Genomic DNA, 14,375 nt, shown 5'->3' on the forward strand with positions numbered 1-14,375 from the left:
TTTCATTCTCGGTTCGACGGCGACAGTTCGTGTGTACCTTGTGATCGCCCGCATGGGGAGTGTGGGTGTCGTGGGTCATCCGTGGCTCATGAGGGGGTTCTGGGGAGGGGCGGCGTGCGCATGCGCGGCGAACGGTTCGGAACAGGTGCGTCCGCACGCTGGCGGGCACTCACGGTCGGGGTGCTGGGGCTGGCTTTGTCGGTAGGGCTGGTCTCCGCCGAGGCGGCCCCATCCGCCCCCTCATCATCAGTGTCCTCGCAGACTCCGGGCGGAACCCTCGGCGAGTCGACGCCAGTGGGCAGCCCCATGGGGCCGACTGCACCTGCGGCCGCCGAGCCGACCACGAACAATGCGGTGTATGCCTACGATGCGGCATCCCGCCTCGTAGGTGTCACGGACCCGGACGGCGAGACCGCACGCTACCGCTACGACGCGGCGGGCAACCGCCTCGGCGTGGACCGCTTCGCGTCGAGCACCCTGTCGGTTCTCTCCCTGGTTCCTGTCCGCGCCGCATCCGGCGCGAGCGTCACTCTTTCCGGCACGGGGTTCTCGACAACAGCGGCCTCCAACACGGTCTCGTTCGGAACGAAGACGGCCACGGTAACGTCGGCTTCGGCCACCCGGCTGGTGGTGACCGTTCCCTTAGGCGCGGTCAAGGGGCCGGTGTCAGTAGCAGTTGGCGCCGCCAAGGCAGCATCGGTAGAGACCTTCACCCCTGCCTTGGGCAAGCCCAGCGTCACCTCGTACGCGCCGACCGCCGGGCCGCCAGGGACAACGGTAGTGCTCTCCGGGTCTGGATTCGCGTCTGCGAAGACGGACAACGTCGTGCGTTTCAACGGCGGCAGGATCGCGGAGGTCGTCGAACGCACTGACACGGCTCTGACGGTGAAGGTCCCCGCAGGCGCCAAGGCAGGGCGGATCACGGTCGAGACCCCTGACGGTCAGGAGGTGGCTCCCGACTACTTCGATGTTCCCCTGGAGGGAGACGAGTTCGAGACAACTGTCGGTACGTCGCCGACCGATGAGAATCCGCCCTCGGTCTCGATCTCTGCCTCCGACAAGAGAGCCCGAGTGCTGATCGATGCCGACGCGGGCGACTTGCTGAGCTTCCATCTCTCCGGCTCGACGTTCAAGGGCGACCTGCGGTTGCGGATGGTCTCTCCCCAGGATGTCGAGCTTGAGGACGTCCGGGTGAGTCCCGGCAAACTCTTCGACTGGGATCTCACCGGCCTGCCGGTCTCCGGAACGTATTCCCTGGTCATCGAGCCGGCCGGCTCAAGCACGGGGCCGGGGACCGTCACGGTCACCGCATCTCTGCCGTTGGAGGCGGGCCGGCTCGCACCGACCGACGCAACGCCTACCCAGGTCAGTCTGACTAGGCCGGGGCAGCTGGCGCGCACCGTCTTCGAGGCCCAGCAAGGTGACGATCTCACGATCGGTGCGCTCGACAGCACCTTCACCGGCGCGGCCATCGTCACGGTGCAGGCGCCGTCCGGTGGGACTGTCGGAGTGGGAGGGCCCCACGCTTCCGGAGTCTCCGGGACAATCGTGTTGGGGAACCTGCCGGATACGGGAACCTACGTCGTCACCGTCAATCCCGACCCGGGGGTCGCAGGAACACTGGGACTCCTGCTGTCGGCAGACATCAAGGTCTCCCTTTCACCGGACGCGGCCTCCGTACCGGTGGTGGCGCGACGCGGGCAACAGGTGCAAGCGGAGTTCACCGCACCGCCCGGCAGAATCGTGGGAATAGGCGTCACCGACGTGACCATCCCGACGAATTCCTCCCTCAACGCACGGGACGCCAACGGAAATCACGTTGGAGGGTACGGAGCCGTCATCGCGAACAGCGACGGCAGTCTGCACTTGAACGACCTGATTGCTGGAGACGACTACGCAGTGGTGCTCCAGCCGAGTTCGGCCGCCGCCGGGTCGATGAAGTTCTGGCTCTCGACTCCCGTAACAGCCACGCCCCTCACCACCAGCAGCTCCAGCACACAGGCGGAACTGACACGGCCCGGTCAGCAGCTCATCGTTCCCGTCCACGCCGCGGACAGCAGCGGGATCTCGGTCGTCCTGTCCGGACCGAACGTGATGAGGGGCGGCACCGTCGCACGAGTCACCCCCGCTGGCCAGGTCGTGAACGGCGCCGGATACATCAATGCGGCATCGGGAGATGGCGGGGTAGCTCTTCCCACGCCCCTGGCCGAGGGAACACATCTGCTTCTGGTCCAGCCCACTCGGATGACCCCGGGCACGGTGACCGCATCGAGGGTGCCCGGGGTGAATGCCGGAACACTGACGCTGGGCGGTGCCAAACGGACGGCGGTGATTTCCCAGCCGCACGTGCACTCCTATTTCACCTTCACGGTCGAGGCGCAGAACGGAGCCAAACCCGATCTCGAGATCGAGGCCCCGTCGCCGTTCGACTGGTTCGCGACGCTGATCGGTTCAGCAGGGGAGGTCCGAGGCTCCACGTACATATCCAAAACGACCGTCTCGGCGTCCCTTGCTTCCCTCACCCCGGGCACCTACACCCTGGTGATTGCGCAGATAGGTTCGTCGACCGGTCAAGTAACTCTCGGTCTCAAGGACCGGTCCGCCACCGGAGCGAACAGTGGTGGCGGCACGAGCGGCGCAGCACGGATCGTTCCCGAGGGGGCGGACGCTTGGCAGCCGGGCAAGCAGCAGAAAGCCGGTCGGGACTGGGTGACAGGCCGCGGCCACGGCCCGGAAGCTCCCCGGAGACTCCGTTCGCCCTCGGGTGCGACGGCGCTGACCGGCCATGTGCTGAAGCTGGACGGCAAGCCCTTGGCGAAGGTCACCGTCTCCGTCGGCGACAGGACGGCCAGAACCGACTCCCGCGGCAGGTTCCTGCTGGCCGGTATCAGCCCTGACGCGAAGACCTTGGTGGTCGACGGCTCGACAGCGAACACGAGGAAGCGTCAGTACGGCCGCTTCGACATCCACATCAGCCCGAAGACCGGTCAGAGCGTCGACCTCGGGTTCCCGGTGTGGATGACGCCCCTCGACACCAAGAACACGGTGAGCTTCGCCGCGCCCGCGAAGTCCGACGTCGTACTGAAGACCCCGAAGATTCCCGGGCTCGAAGTCCGTATTCCCAAGGGTTCGGTGGTACGGGACGAGAAGGGCAAGCCGGTCACGGAGCTGGGGATCACCGCCATTCCCATCGACCGGCCGCCGTTCCCGCTGCCCGAGAACAGCGTCGTGCCGGTGTACTTCACCGTGCAGCCGGGCGGCACGTACGTCTTTCCCAAGGGTGCGCAGGTCATCTATCCGAACTACACACGCGAAGCTCCCGGCACCCGCGTGGAGTTCATGGACTACGACCCGAAGAAGAAGGGCTGGTACGTCTACGGGCACGGGAAGGTGTCTGCCGACGGCCGCCAGGTCGTGCCCGATGCCAAGACACGGGTCTGGGCCTTTCATGGTGCGATGTTCAACATCCCCGACTGGCTGCCCTGGGACCTGCCGTGGGTGAAGGACGTCGTCGACTGGCTGTCCGGCGACCCCGTCGACCTGTCCACCGGAATGCTGACCGACTCGCGTACCGACCTGGCGGTGTCCGACTCCCGCGGCCCGGCAGAGATCACCCGGACCTACTGGCAGGGCGACACGCGAACCCGCGCCTTCGGTATCGGGCGCGACCTCTCCTACAACGTCTTCCTGCACTCGAAGAAACAGTACGAACAGGTCGACCTGTACCTGCCCGGCGGTCAGTCGGTCCCCTTCGTACGCACCTCAGCCGGCACGGGCTACTCCGACGCGGTCTTCGAACCCTCCGGAACCCCGTCCGGATACCACGGCACGAAGATCGTGTGGGGCGGCGACAGGTCGTGGCACCTGAAGTTCCGTGACGGCACCACCTGGATCTTCCCCCAGTACGCGCCCCTGAAAGAGATTCGTGACCGGCACGGCAACGCCGTGCAGCTGACGCGTTCCGGCGACAAGGGCGAGATCACACAGATCTCCACCCCTGGTGGTCGCTGGATCTCACTCGCCTACGACACCAAGAAGCGCGTCTCGTCAGTCCGGGACAACGCGGGCCGCACGACCGAGTACACCTACGACACCACCGGACGCCTGGAAACCGTCAAGGACCCCGCAGGCAAGATCAGCCGCTACGCGTACGACGGCACGTCCAACCGCATCAAGACAGCAGTGGACGCCCGCGGCATCACCTACATGACCAATGTCTACGAGAGCGGGCGGGTCAAGGAGCAGACGCTCACCGAAGGCGCCAAGTACACCTTCGCGTACACGCTGACCGGCGCGGGCAAGGTCACCTCCACCACGGTCACCCAGCCCGGCGGATCCGTGAGAAGGGTGGAGTTCGACGCGGACGGCTACGGGATCAAGGACACCCAGGCCCACGGCAGCACCCTCGCCCGCACCACCCAGTACCACCGGGGGCCGCGCCACCGCGTGGACGCGGTCACCGACCCGTACGGCCGCCGCACCGAACTCACCTACGACACCAACGGATACATCACCCGCACCACCGAGCTCGCCGGCACGCCACAGGCACGCCAGTCCGGCACCGCGGTCTACGACGGTCCGTACGACCAGCCCACCACCCTCACCGACCCGTTGAACAACACCACCGTCCTCGGCTACGACGCCGACGGCGACCTGCGGACCGTCACCGATCCCGCAAACCGGAAGACCGCTCTCACCTACACCCCCGACGGGCAGGTGAAGACGGTGACCGACGCCTCCCAGGCGGTGACCGAATACACCTATCTGAACGGTGAGTTGGTGTCGGTCAAGGACGCGGAGGGCCGTACCAGCAGCCAGTTCCTCGACGCGGCAGGACGGCCGTCGGCTCTGACCGACGCGGCAGGAACCCTCACGACTCTCACCTACGACGCTCTCAACCAGACGCGCAAGATCACCGATCCGCTCGGTCAGACCACAGTCCTGGACTATGACGAGAACGGCAACCTGACCACGCTCACCGACGCCCGCCAGAATGCCACTTCTTGGGCGTACGACAACGCGGACCGGGCCAAGTCGGCGACGGATCCGCTGGGGGCGCAGGCGCTGTTCGCCTATGACCCCGCGGGCCGTCTGGCGAAGGTGACCAGCCGCTCGGGCCAGATCGCCACTGCCGAGTACGACCTGCTGGGACGGGCGAAGAACGCCAAGTACGGCGTGAACGTGGCCGGTACGGCCGAGTCCACCGCCACCTACGCCTACGACGCTGTCGACCTGCCGAAGACGATCACGGACACCCAGGCCGGGACGCAGACCTTCGGGTACGACGTGTACGACCGGCCGAGGACGGTCACCGGGCCGACCGGCGAGGTCTCCTACGTCCACGACGCGGCGGACCGGCGCACGGAGATGACCGCGGCCGGGAAGACCACCCTCTACGGCTACGACACCTCCAGCATCCTCACCTCCGTCACCTCCGGCGACCAATCGGTCACGTTCGGCCTGGACGCGGTGGGCCGCGAGAAGACCGCCGCACTGCCTGGCGGGATCACCCGCACCACCACCCTGGACAGGACGGGCACCGTCAAGAACATCGGCTACGCCAAGGGCGCGGCCGGTATCGGTGACCTCACCTACACCAGGGACGTGCGCGGCCTCCAGACCGGCCTGTCCGGCACCCTCGCCTCGGTCGCGCTCCCGGCGGCGGAGACAGGTGCGGTGTTCGGGAAGGACAACCGGGTCACCACCTTCAACGGCCGCTCCTTCACCTACGACGCCGACGGCCGGCTCAAGAACGACGGAAAACGCACCTATACCTGGAACGCCCGCGGCCAGCTGTCCGGGCTCACCGCGACCGGCGGAGCATCGAGCCTTTTCACGTACGACGCACTGGGCACCCGCACCGCGAAGACCCTCGGCACCACCACGAAGAAGTACCTGACCGACGGCTCCAACCCACTCGTGGAACAGGACGCCTCGGGAGCCACGGCAGCCACGGTCGTAACGTCCGGCCTGGACGAGTACCTGACCCGCACCGAAAACGGTGCGACGCAGATCTACCTCACCGACGCGCTGGGCACCATTGTGGGCCTGGCCGACACCGACGGCACGGTCGCCACCCGCTACACCTACGACCCCAACGGTCGGCCCACCACCTCGGGCGCCGCATCGTCCAACCCCTACACCTTCACCGGACGCGAGTCCGACGGAACCGGACTCCTGTACTACCGCAACCGCTACTACGACCCGGAGTCCGGCCGCTTCATCTCCCAGGACCCCATCGGCCACGCGGGCGGCACCAACCTCTACCAGTACGCGCTCAGTTCACCCACCACCTACACCGACCCCTCCGGCAACAACCCCATGCTCGCCGGCTGCGTCATCGGCGGCCTCTCCGAAGCCGGCCTCGACTGGCTCGGCCAACGCCTCTCGGGCCGCAAGGTCGACTGGGGCCAGGTCGGCTCCTCCGCGGTCATGGGCTGCGCGACCGGCATGCTCGGTGCGGCGGGCGCGGCCAAGTGGGCCTCCCTCGGCAAGTGCTTCAAGGCCCGCAACAGCTTCACCCCGGACACCCCCGTCCTCCTGGCCGACGGCACTCGCAAACCGATCAAGGACATCCGGATCGGCGACGAGGTCCAGGCCACCGACCCCGAAACAGGCGAAAGCGGCCCCCGCCCCGTCACCGCCCTGATCAAGGGCACGGGTGATAAACAACTGGTCGACATCACCCTCGACACAGGCACATCCCATTCCCTTACGGCCACGGACGGCCACCCCTTCTGGGTACCCGCTCTGAACCGCTGGATCGAAGCCGATCAACTCAGCGTCGGCCAATGGCTCCGGACGAGCAATGGCACCTGGGTACAGATCACCGCAGCCACCCACCGCACCACAACCACCACGGTCCACAACCTCACCGTCGCAGACCTCCACACGTACTATGTGCTCGCGGGCGAAACTCCGGTTCTCGTGCATAATGCGGGTGGGGACGATCCTGCCTCCTTCTCTGGCACGGTCTTTCGGGATGGGAAGTACCGGTTTCAGATTTACTCCAATGATCATGGTCCCGCGCACGGGCACTTGATCGGACCGGGGATCAAGGGGGATGGCATACAGGTCGGGCAGAATGGCAAACCGCTGGATGCCAATATCCAGCTGACCAAAGTTCAACAGCGCGTCATCGATAATAATCTGGGAAGTATCCGCAAGGGTATTAGAAAAAGCATGGCTGCATACAGATTGGCTGGCGGCAGTGGATGTCTCTAACTTCTCCGACTGGAGATCCGTCATTCTGGACATTGCTCGTCGTGCAGGTATCGAAAACGTCGACCTGTCTAGTGGGCATGCGCGCTGGGAAGTTTACCGACGGATGATGGATTCACCAGTCGAGTGGGTTCGGCTCATGGAGATCGTTGGAGTAGAGCCTGATCCGTCGATCGCCGCGTCGGTAGTCCTGGAGATGCTGGAGCGAGTTCCAGCGCCCGAGAGGATTCTCTGGGTCGATAGGGTATCGCTGAGGGAAAAGCATTCGTTGGTCGTTCTGCGCATGCGTGAAATTCGAATTCTGGAGGCCGTGAGTGGTGAGCTAGGGATGGAATACTCTCTCGCGCCTGATCAGGTTTCAGAATGGTCTGACTGGCTGCAGCATCGAGCCTCTAAGGAATCAACATCACCGGGGGTTTTGGAGCAATTGAGTCAATCAGGACGGGCGAGACGGGTCAGACATCTGGCCGCAGAGCGGCTACGTTTCTTGCGGAGGACGTCATGACCGCCGCAACCTTGTCCGCGTGCAGGACTTGTGTTTGCACGAAGAGGGTGCGTTGACAGCCCCAAAACTGGCACTCTCGCAAGACGAGAAGGCCCCGCTGAAGCATCCAGCGGGGCCTTTTCGGGGTCTTGACGGCAGTAGTTGACGGCAACGTCAGTGGACGGGCGGGGCGCAAGGCGGTAGTTCGTTGCCGCTGTCGGGCTGGGCGCGGTTGCGGAGGGCGCGGCCGAGGAGGTCGATGGCGTCGCGTTGGAGGCGGAGTCGGACGTGGGCGTACACGGTGGCGGTGACGCCGATGTGGGCGTGACCCAACAGCTCTTTGATAACGACGAGTTCCACTCCTTGCTCCAGGAGGAGGGTGGCCGCCGAGTGGCGGAGGTCGTGGAACCGGATGCGGCGGAGTCTGGCCTGGCGGAGCAGGATGTTGAAGTGCCGGGTGAGGGTGGACCCTTCGATCGGGGCGCCGTCGAGGCGGGTGAAGACGTAGCCGCTGTCCTTCCAGCCCGTCCCCGCCGCCTCGCGTTCCTTGCGCTGCCGGTCTCGGTGCTGTTCGAGGGAGTGCAGACACGGCGTGGGCAGGGCGATACGTCGTTCAGAACTCTGGGACTTGGTCGGGAGGGCGGTCAAGCCACCGGAGTTGGTGCGCTGGAGGGTGCGTCGGATGCTGGCGGTTCCGCCGGCCAGGTCGAGGTCTTCCCAGCGCAGGCCGAGGAGTTCGCCCTTGCTGAGGCCAGTGTGCAGAGCGAGTTCGAACAGCGGCTGCAACTGGTGACCGCTGGCGGCGGCAAGGAACGTGCGGGCTTCCTCGGCGGTGAGGGGTTCGAAGCGGTTGTGGCCGACGATGACCTCCTCGCCCTCGTCGATCTCATGGCTCCCACCGACTTCGACCGGTGCAGCAAGTGTGGTGGCTACGCCACGCGCAGACTCACCGACTCCCAGCTGTCCTACTGCCGTGCAGCTCGCCGATTGCATGACATCAAATGGCGGATCCACGGCAGGCGCGGAATTCCCGACACCGAGCCCTCCATGGTGATCACCCGACTGGAGGAACTGCCGACCTGGCAGCCGGTCGATCACGAACAGTGGTGCAGCAGCGATTCCTGGTAGCGGCGGGACCTCATCCGTGAGCCCCGTGGGGACCAGTTGGGGACCACGCGGGGGTCAAGAGGTCGCAGGTTCAAATCCTGTCGTCCCGACAGCGAAGGTCGCATGTCGGAGGCCGTTCTCTCACTGAGTGGGAGGGCGGTCTTTTCCGTGTCCGGGGGCGAAGTCCGCGGTGCCTGCTCCGCGCGCCTCCAGGGAGCCGGTTCACGACGGGCCCGCGGCCCCTTCCCCGGTGAGCCCAACCGAACGCGCCCCTGCCGGGGAGGCGTGTATCCAATGGGTGGGGGAGCGGGCCTTCTCCGTAGCCCGCCCCCTGGGAGTGCCATGAGTCTGCCGTACGAGTCGCCGGACGACGCCCACGGGACGCTGCCGCGCCGGGCGGGTGGGTCCCGGGCGGGCGGGTCCCGTGCGGGGCGGGCCGCGCGGAGTGCCGTCACGGCCGTATTGATCACGCTCGCGTGCCTGCTCGTGCCGGTCTCGCTGCTCACGGTCTGGGTGCACGACATCGTTCTCGACAGCGACCGGTACGTGTCCACGGTCTCCCCGCTCGCGACGGACCCGGCGATCGAGAAGGCCGCCGTCCGCCGGATCACCGAGGCCGCCGACGTCCGCGTGGACGGGACCCGGGTGACGGCGGACCTGGGGGCCTGGCTGGTGGCCCAGGGGCTGCCGCCCCGTGTCGCCACGGCGGTCGAGGCGCTGGGTCCCCAGCTGGACGAGGCAGCGGACCGCGCGGTCGCCAAGGTGGCGACCCGCTTCGTCCGGAGCGACAGGTTCGAGGCGATCTGGACCGGGGCGAACCGTGCCGCCCACTCCTCCGTGGTCCATGCGCTGACGGGGGAGGGCCGCGGCTCCGTGGAGGTGGAGGGCGGGACCGTCACCCTCGACATCGGCGCCGCCGTCGAGCGGGTCAAACAGGAGCTCGTCGACGCGGGCCTCTCCCCGGCCGAGAGGATTCCCGAGGTCGACAAGCGGATGGTCCTGTTCCAGTCCGACGAACTGGAGAAGACCAGAAGCGCCGTCCACCTGCTCGACACCGTCGGCAACTGGCTGCCCGTACTGACCGTGATCCTGGGGGCGGGCGGAGTGCTGCTGGCACGTCGCCGCCGCAGGGCGCTGGTGACCACCGCGCTGTGCGCGGCGGCGGCCTGTCTCGTCCTCGCCGTCGCTATGGCCCTCGCACGCCGCTACTACCTCGACCACCTTCCGTCGCAGGTCCAGTCGCCGGAGGCCGCGGCGGCCGTCTTCGACACGCTGGTGCGCTTCCTGAAGGACAGCATCGGCACCGCACTCGTTCTCGCGGTCGTCGTGGCGCTCGGCGCCTATCTCTCCGGCACCGGCCGGCTGCCGCGCGGTGTGCGGGCAGCGGCGGAACGCGCGGCCGACGCCGTGGCCGGCCGGTGTGCCGCCCACGACATCCGTACCGGCCGTGCCGGAACTTGGGTCCTGGCCCGTCGCCGCGAGGTCACTCTCGGTGTGCTGGCCGTCATCGCGCTCGTGTTCGCGCTCTGGAACCGGCCGACCGTCCTGACCGTCCTGTCGTTCTCCCTGATCCTGCTGGCCGTGCTGGCCCTCATCACGCTGCTGGCGGCCGGCGGCAGGGTGGAGGACCGGGGGGAGCCCGTGGGCGGACCGTAGCGGAGGGCCGGGTGCGGCCCCGTGTCCCTCAGCCGGAGCGCGCGGGGACCCGGCCGCTCCTGACCGCCTTCAGGAGCGCGCGGTGATCGCGTTCGTTCTGGTCGGCGTAGCTCTCGGCGAAGACGGACAGGGCGCGGTCGAAGACATCGCCCCCGCCGAGATACGCGGCGATGGCGATCCTGTCGCCCGACCTGGCATGGGCGCGGGCGAGCGTGGAACCGCAGAGTTCACCGAACAGGCGCATGTCCTGCGGGGACATCAGCGAGGGTTCCGCGACGAACTTCCAGTCACGCAGCTGGCGGATGTAGAAGTCGCGTTGCGTGCCGTCCATGCCCAGCGTCCGCTCCCAGCCGAGGAAGATGTCGCTCGCCGCCTGCATCAGACGCTGTCCGGCGACCACCCGCTCTCCCTGGGTGGCGAAGTCGCTGCTGCCCAGGTGCGGCGAGAGGACGGAGGCACCGGCTTCCTTGGCCTGGAGGAACAGGGGGTCGTCGCCGTCGCGGCCGAGCAGGAGGACGATCCAGCACCGGGTGCCCACGCTGCCGACACCCACCACCTTGCGCGCCATGTCCACCGGGGTGAACTCCGCGCACAGATGCTGCCGGTCGGTGGGCAGGCTCTGCCGGTACCGGTGCAGCAGGCCGCGGATCTGCTCCTCCGTCCGCGCTTTCTGCGCCTCCGGGAGCAGATCGGCGAGCGGGGTGATGACGGGGGGAGCCGCCGTGATGCGCCGTTCACCGTCGGTCAGGGAGGTGAGCTTCCCGAAGGCCTGGAGGCTGTCGCGGGACCTGGCCTTGGCCAGGGAACGGGCCAGACGCTTGCGTGCGCTGCCGCGCAGGTGCTTCGAGGCGAGAGCGGTGAGTGAGTCGGCTTCGACGCGCGAATACCAGACGTCGAGCGTGCGCATGGTGGCAAAGCGGCGCATGTGCTCGCGGTACGACTTCACGGTGGAGCGGACGATCATGCGCCGTTGGGCGGTGGAGAAGCCGTTCTCGCGGCCCGCGATGGCCAGGCTGGCCGCCAGGCGCTTCACGTCCCACTCCCACGGACCGGGGAGGGTTTCGTCGAAGTCATTGATGTCGAAGAGGAGTTGGCGCTCCGGCGAGGCCAGCAGCCGGAAGTTCAGCATGTGCGCGTCTCCGCAGAGCTGGGCACGGATGCCCGAGTCCGCCGTCGAGGCGAGATCTCCGGCCATGATCGCCGCCGCTCCCCGGTAGAAGCGGAACGGGGACTCGGACATGCGGCCGTATCGCAGCGGGACCAGTTCCGGCAGCCTGGTCGCGGACTGCCTCTCGATGACGTCGACCGGGTCGGGCCGGTGGCGGGAGGGGGAGTAGTCGCCGTGCGAGGACCTCGGCGCCCGTCTGCGGGCCGCCCGGCCACGGGCCGCCCGTTCCGTCGGTGAGCGCTGTACCCGCCGGGTCGCTGACATGGGGTCGCGGTTCATTCGCCGTCTCCTGACGCGCGCCCGCCGCGTGCGGCCTCGTCATCGGCTGTGGGCGTAGCACCGGCTGCGCGCTTCCTGTCCAGCAAACCGCAGATCATCGTGCACGGCATGTCGGGCCGAGGCCGTCGGCGGGAGGATCGCGGGCCGTCGCGACGGGCGCGGGCCGGGCACGGCCGGAGGGCGTGGTGCCGCTCGCGGGACCGGGACCGGGGCCGGGGCCTGGGCCCCGGGCCGGCGGTCCGGATGCGGGCGCAAGGCCTGTGACGGTGTGTACGGCCGTTGTTCACGACACCGTCGCGGCCTCTTCCCTTCTGCCCGGTCCTCTTGGAACATTCTGCTCGCTTCTGTTCCCTCACCCCAAGAGGCCCCACTCTCATGGCTGACCTCAATCGCCGTCGCTTCCTCCAACTCGCGGGTGCCACAGCGGGATTCGCCGCTCTGTCGAGCAGCATCGACCGGGCCGCAGCGATCCCCGCACACCGCGGCTCCGGCACGATCCAGGACGTCGAGCACATCGTCGTGCTGATGCAGGAGAACCGGTCCTTCGATCACTACTTCGGCGCGATGAAGGGCGTACGGGGGTTCGGGGACCCACGCCCGGTGACCCTCCCCAGCGGGTCGTCGGTCTGGCACCAGGCTGACGGGACCGGCAAGGAGACCCTGCCGTTCCACCCGACGGCCGACGACCTGGGGATGCAGTTCCTCCAGGGCCTCAACCACGACTGGGCGGGCGGTCACCGGGCGTACAACGGCGGCCGCTACGACCGGTGGATACCCGCCAAGACTCCCACGACGATGGCCTACCTCACGCGCGGGGACATCCCCTTCCACTACGCGCTCGCCGACAGGTTCACCGTCTGCGACGCCTACCACTGCTCGTTCATCGGGGCCACCGACCCGAACCGCTACTACATGTGGACGGGGTACACGGGGAACGACGGGACCGGCGGCGGTCCCGTGCTCGGCAACGAGGAGAAGGGGTACGGCTGGACCACCTACCCAGAACGGCTGGAGGAGGCCGGAATCTCCTGGAAGATCTACCAGGACATCGGCGACGGCCTCGACGCCGCCGGGAGCTGGGGCTGGATCGACGACGCCTACCGCGGCAACTACGGGGACAACTCCCTGCTCTACTTCGACACCTACCGCGACGCCCGCCCCGGCGACCCGCTCCACGACAAGGCGCGCACCGGTACGAACGTCAAGGCGGGCGACGGCTACTTCGACGAGCTCACGGCGGACGTACGGGCCGGGAGGCTGCCGCAGATCTCCTGGGTCGCCGCTCCGGAGGCCTTCTCCGAGCACGCCAACTTCCCCTCGAACTACGGCGCCTGGTACATCGCGCGGATGCTGGACGCACTGACGTCCAACCCCGAGGTGTGGAGCCGTACCGCCCTGTTCATCACCTACGACGAGAACGACGGGTTCTTCGACCACGTCGTGCCGCCCTACCCGCCGTCCTCCGCCGCACAGGGCCTGTCCACCGTCGATGTCGCCCCGGACCTGTACCGGGGCGGTATCGCGTACGCGGCCGGTGCCTACGGACTCGGCCCGCGCGTGCCCATGCTCGTCGTCTCCCCCTGGAGCACCGGAGGCTATGTCTGCTCCGAGGTGTTCGACCACACCTCGATCCTGCGGTTCATGGAGCGGCGCTTCGGGGTGCGCGAGCCGAACATCTCCCCATGGCGCCGCGCCATCTGCGGCGACCTCACCTCGGCCTTCGACTTCGGCGCGACGGACACGGCCCCCGCCGCACTGCCCGACACCTCCGGCTACGCGCCGCCGGACCACGACCGCCACCCCGACTACCGGCCCACACCGCCCGGAGTCGGCAGCATGCCCAAGCAGGAAGCGGGCACGCGCCCGGCCAGGCCGCTGCCCTACGCGCCGTACGTCGACGGCGCGGTCAGCGTGGGTGACGGCCGCATCGCCCTGACCTTCAGCCCCGGTACGGAGGCCGGGGCGCAGTTCTACGTCACCTCGGCGAACCGCACCGACGCCCCGTGGACCTACACCGCGGAGGCCGGCCGTACGGTCTCCGACACCTGGAACTCCGCCTACTCGAAGGGCACGCACGACCTCACGGTGCACGGACCGAACGGTTTCCTGCGGACGTTCAGGTGTCCGGCGAAGACCGCCGGCCCCGAGGTGACGGCCCGCCACAACGCCGGCACCGGCAACCTGGATCTGACGCTCACCAACGCCGGGAGCGCGGACGCGAGGCTCACGGTCGCCAACGCCTACGGTGGCCGGCCGCCGCTGACGGTCACGGTGGGACCGGGGGCGACGGTCCGCCACACCGTGGACCTGAGCGCCTCCCGGCGCTGGTACGACGTGTCCGTCGACGCGGGTACGGGCAGCGGCTTCCTGCGGCGCTTCGCCGGCCATGTGGAGACCGGCGAGCCTGGCATCAGCGACCCGGCGACGCTCACCGTCTGACCGGCGCCCTACGGACACCCG

At 67.9% G+C, this 14,375-nt stretch carries 5 protein-coding genes and 1 pseudogene; 4 read left to right on the forward strand and 2 right to left on the reverse strand.

The annotated features are described in order from the left end of the window. The first annotated feature begins 120 nt into the window (after positions 1-120). Positions 121-7,224 carry an RHS repeat-associated core domain-containing protein gene (locus tag ABT170_RS23930; RefSeq protein WP_351870678.1) on the forward strand — a complete coding sequence of 2,368 codons (7,104 nt, stop codon included), beginning with the start codon at positions 121-123 and terminating at the stop codon, positions 7,222-7,224. Positions 7,225-7,879: 655 nt separating this feature from the next. Here ABT170_RS23930 and ABT170_RS23935 read toward each other — a convergent pair. Beyond that, positions 7,880-8,554 (reverse strand): annotated as a pseudogene (locus ABT170_RS23935) (site-specific integrase); the annotation flags it as partial. Positions 8,555-8,692: 138 nt separating this feature from the next. On the opposite strand from ABT170_RS23935, the gene ABT170_RS23940 reads away from it, so the two are divergent. Then, the gene (locus ABT170_RS23940; protein WP_351870561.1) at positions 8,693-8,833 is read left to right on the forward strand and encodes a hypothetical protein; all 141 of its coding nucleotides are present in this window, start codon (positions 8,693-8,695) and stop codon (positions 8,831-8,833) included. Between the two features lie 321 nt (positions 8,834-9,154). Further along, the gene (locus ABT170_RS23945) at positions 9,155-10,468 is read left to right on the forward strand and encodes a hypothetical protein (protein ID WP_351870564.1); all 1,314 of its coding nucleotides are present in this window, start codon (positions 9,155-9,157) and stop codon (positions 10,466-10,468) included. A 28-nt stretch (positions 10,469-10,496) separates the two neighbouring features. On the opposite strand, the gene ABT170_RS23950 is transcribed toward ABT170_RS23945, so the two are convergent. Next, positions 10,497-11,915 (reverse strand): DUF2252 domain-containing protein, encoded by a 1,419-nt coding sequence (locus tag ABT170_RS23950; RefSeq protein WP_351870566.1) that lies wholly within the window; start codon positions 11,913-11,915, stop codon positions 10,497-10,499. Positions 11,916-12,290: 375 nt separating this feature from the next. On the opposite strand from ABT170_RS23950, the gene ABT170_RS23955 reads away from it, so the two are divergent. Further along, positions 12,291-14,354: a phosphocholine-specific phospholipase C gene (locus ABT170_RS23955; protein ID WP_351870569.1), complete on the forward strand. Its 2,064-nt coding sequence runs from the start codon at positions 12,291-12,293 to the stop codon at positions 14,352-14,354. Positions 14,355-14,375 lie beyond the last annotated feature (21 nt).

Source organism: Streptomyces sp. NPDC001787, assembly GCF_040297465.1.
Taxonomy (GTDB): Bacteria; Actinomycetota; Actinomycetes; order Streptomycetales; family Streptomycetaceae; genus Streptomyces.

Coding starts and splice junctions, on each gene's coding strand:
- ABT170_RS23930 (WP_351870678.1), top strand. CDS start 121: ATGCGCGGCGAACGGTTCGGAACAGGTGCGTCCGCACGCTGGCGGGCA.
- ABT170_RS23945 (WP_351870564.1), top strand. CDS start 9,155: ATGAGTCTGCCGTACGAGTCGCCGGACGACGCCCACGGGACGCTGCCG.
- ABT170_RS23950 (WP_351870566.1), bottom strand. CDS start 11,915: ATGAACCGCGACCCCATGTCAGCGACCCGGCGGGTACAGCGCTCACCG.
- ABT170_RS23955 (WP_351870569.1), top strand. CDS start 12,291: ATGGCTGACCTCAATCGCCGTCGCTTCCTCCAACTCGCGGGTGCCACA.